At 70.0% G+C, this 3,489-nt stretch carries 4 protein-coding genes; 3 read left to right on the top strand and 1 reads right to left on the bottom strand.

All coding sequences use genetic code 11. The features are described 5' to 3' along the window. A partial coding sequence (bioB, locus tag I55_RS04135; protein WP_199902453.1) for a biotin synthase BioB occupies positions 1-764 on the bottom strand: 764 nt, incomplete at its 3' end. 512 nt (positions 765-1,276) lie between these two features. Between bioB and I55_RS04130 the strand changes: the two genes are divergently transcribed. From I55_RS04130 to I55_RS04120, 3 genes are all read left to right on the top strand, one after another. After that, positions 1,277-2,458, top strand: coding sequence for an aminotransferase class I/II-fold pyridoxal phosphate-dependent enzyme (locus I55_RS04130; RefSeq protein WP_044559240.1), 1,182 nt, complete (start codon positions 1,277-1,279; stop codon positions 2,456-2,458). Next, positions 2,455-3,153, top strand: a complete 699-nt coding sequence (bioD, locus tag I55_RS04125) for a dethiobiotin synthase (RefSeq protein ID WP_044559239.1) — start codon at positions 2,455-2,457, stop codon at positions 3,151-3,153. Before I55_RS04130 ends, bioD begins: the two co-directional genes overlap by 4 nt. Before the next feature lie 61 nt (positions 3,154-3,214). After that, on the top strand, positions 3,215-3,489 hold a 275-nt coding region (locus I55_RS04120), incomplete at its 3' end, for a hypothetical protein (RefSeq protein WP_044559238.1).

Raw genomic sequence — 3,489 nt, 5'->3', positions numbered from 1 at the left:
ATGGTGCGCACGAAGTCGATGGGGTCCAGGGCGGCCTCACCATCCAGGGGCGTGCCGTCCACCTGCACCAGCATGTTGATGGGCACGCTTTCGGGGTGCTGCGGCAGGGTGGCCAAGGTGTGGATCATGCCCACGCGGTCCGTCAAATCCTCCCCCATGCCGACGATGCCGCCGCAGCAGACGTTGATGCCGGCCTCGCGCACGTTGGACAGGGTGTCCAGCCGGTCCTGGTAGGTGCGGGTGGAGATGATATTGCCGTAATACTCGGGCGAGGTGTCGAGGTTGTGGTTGTAGTAGTCCAGCCCCGCCTGCTTCAGGCGCAGGGCCTGGCCAGAGTTCAGCATGCCCAGGGTGACGCAGGTCTCCATGCCTAGGGCCTTCACGCCCTCCACCATGGCGCAGACCGACTCCAGGTCCTGGTCCTTGGGGCTGCGCCAGGCGGCCCCCATGCAGAAGCGGCTGGCGCCGGCGTCCTTGGCGGCCTTGGCCTCCGCCAGCACCTTCTGCACCTCCATCAGCTTGCTGGCCTTCAGGCCCGTCTCATGGTGCGCGCTCTGCGGGCAATAGGCGCAGTCCTCGGGGCAACCGCCGGTCTTGATGGACAGCAGGGTGGAGATTTGCACCTGGGTGGGGTCGAAGCGGCGGCGGTGCACGGCGGCGGCCTGGAACACCAGCTCGGTGAAGGGCAAGTCGAACAGCGCCTGGATCTCGGCGCGCGTCCAGTCGGTGCGCACGTCGTCGCCCTCCGTGACCGGGGCGTTCACGTCCGGAGTGAAGGCGGCGGAGCGGCTGATGTCGATGGCGTTCACGGGTGCGTTTCCTCGCAGGCTGTCGCGGCGGGGCCAGGGCCCGGCGCCAGCGGGCACCTAACGGCAGCCGCCGGGACCGGTCAAGAAAAACCGGGGCGGCGCCTGCTGGCACCGGCGGCGGTGAAAGGGTGTGATCATGCCTCGCTCCGGATGCGACGGATGATTGCGCGGCGCCCGACCGTCAGGGGAAGAACCACAAGACCCACTGGAATACGAACAGAAGGCAATCGGCGGCGAAGCGGCCAAACGTGTAAGGACCTTCCTCCCATGCTCGCCACTTTCGCCATTGCCGCCGCCACGGGCCCAGCGCTTGCCCCTTTTCCAATACCCTCCCCCCAGAGAGATGCCGTTCACGAGATATGCGGAGCGCCAAGGCGCACTGCAACCCAGGCGTGGCACTTTCGCACGCACGCCATGGGTTCTTGCCGCTAATCTCCGGCCCATCATTGTTCAACCGATGGCGCCCCATGCAGTCCCTGACCGAATTCGCCGAGACCAAGCTGGCCGAGATGGACGCCGCCTCGCTGCGCCGCCGGCTGGTGGACAGCGACCGCGACGGGGACGGCGGGCTGTGGATCACACGCGGCGGCCGGCGCCTCCTATCCTTCTCCTGCAACGACTATCTGAACCTGGCCCATGACCCACGGGTGAAGGCGGCGGCCGTGGCGGCGGTGGAGCGGTACGGCGCGGGCGCCGCCGCCTCGCGCCTGGTCACCGGCAACCACCCCCTCTACGCCGTGCTGGAGGACAAGCTGGCGGCCTTGAAGGGGACGGAGGCGGCCTGCGTCTTCGGCTCCGGCTATCTGGCCAACGCCGGCATCCTCCCCACCTTCCTGGGTGCCAAGGACCTGGTGGTGGTGGATGAACTGGCGCACGCCTGCATCTGGGCCGGCGCCAGGCTGTCGGGCGCCACGCTGCGTATCTTCCGCCACAACGATGTGGATCATGCGGCCCAGGTACTGGCCACGTACCGGCCCCGCCACGGCCGGGCCATGCTGGTGACGGACGGCGTCTTCTCCATGGATGGCGACCTGGCGCCCCTGCCCGCCCTGGCCGCCCTGTGCGCCGGGCACGACACCTGGCTGATGACCGACGACGCCCACGGCATCGGCGTGCTGGGGGCGGGCCGGGGCTCCAGCTTCGCTTTCGGTGAGAAGCCGCTGGTGCCGTTGCAGATGGGCACCTTGAGCAAGGCGGTGGGCGGCTATGGTGGCTATCTCTGCGGCGACAGGGCGGTCATCGACCTGGTGAAGACGCGGGCGCGCACCCTGATCTATTCCACCGGGCTGCCCCCCGCCAGCGTGGCCGGCGCCATCGCAGCGCTGGATATTATCCAGGGCGATCCCGGGCTGTGCGCCCTGCCCCTGACCAAGGCGCGGCGCTTCACCGCCCTGCTGAACCTGCCGCCGGCCGAGAGCCCCATCGTGCCCATCGTGCTGGGTAGTGCCGAGGCGACGCTGGCGGCCCAGCGCCTGCTGGAGAATGAAGGGCTGCTGGTCACCGCCATCCGCCCACCCACCGTGCCGGCCGGGACAGCCCGCCTGCGCGTCACCTTCACCGCCCGCACGCCGGATGCGGAGATCGAGCGCCTGGCCGGCCTGATCCGCGATCGCGTCCTGCCGCTCAAGAGTGTCGAGAGCCCTGAATGACCGTCCCCGCCTTCTTCGTCACCGCCACCGGCACCGATATCGGCAAGACCTTCGTCACATCCGGCCTGGTGCGCCGCCTGCGGGCCAAGGGCGTGGGCGCCACCGCCCTGAAGCCCGTGGTCAGCGGCATCGACCTGGAGGAATCCGTCAGCCTGGCCGCCAGCGACCCCGCCCAGTTGCTGGCCGCCATGGGCCGGCCGGTGACGCCCGCCGAGGTGGCGCGCATCAGCCCCCACCGCTACGCCGCCGCCCTGTCCCCCGACATGGCGGCGGCGCGTGAAGGCCGGCCGCTGGACGTGGACGGCATGGTCGAATGGTGCCGGGAAAAGGTGGCCTTCGCCGCCGCCCCGCTGTTCGTGGAGGGCGTGGGCGGCGTCCTGGTGCCGCTGGACGACAGCCGCACGGTGCTGGACTGGATGGTGGCGCTGGACCTGCCGCTGGTGCTGGTCACCGGCAGCTACCTAGGCACCCTCAGCCACACCCTGACCGCCGTGGACGTCCTGGCCCGCCGGGGGTTGAGGATCGCCGCCATCGCCGTCAGCGAAACCCCCGGCGCCACCGTGCCCATGGCCGAGACGCTGGCCACCCTGGCGCGCTTCGTCCCGGGCGTGCCCCTGCTGCCGGTACCGCGCGTGGCGCGGGCGGATGAGGCCGACGCGGCGTTCGATGCGCTGCTGGCGGCGTTGGGGCTTTAGGATTGCCGCCAGGGGGGGCGCCAGCTTAGCTTGCGCCGGCGAACGCCCCACGGATCGGACCATGGCCGTCACTGACCCGCCTCGACTTTCCCCACCCCGCGCCCTGTCCCGGTCCACCACCGACCTGCTTTGGTCCCTCGCCGCCGGCTTGCTGTTGCTGGCCAAAGGCCTGTGGGACAACCGCGCCCTGTTCGGCCAGGAACTGGCCCCCCTGGACGATGCGGCGGCGGACATGCTGCTGTCCGAGCGCATGCACCACGGCCTGTTGCTGACCGGGCATTACAACCTGCTGGGCGTTTACCATCCCGGGCCGTTCCTGTTCTACGTCCGCTGGCT

This window comes from Azospirillum sp. B4, assembly GCF_000333275.1.
In the GTDB taxonomy this organism is placed as follows: domain Bacteria; phylum Pseudomonadota; class Alphaproteobacteria; order Azospirillales; family Azospirillaceae; genus Nitrospirillum.
This window is presented reverse-complemented; position numbering and strand designations above follow the sequence as displayed.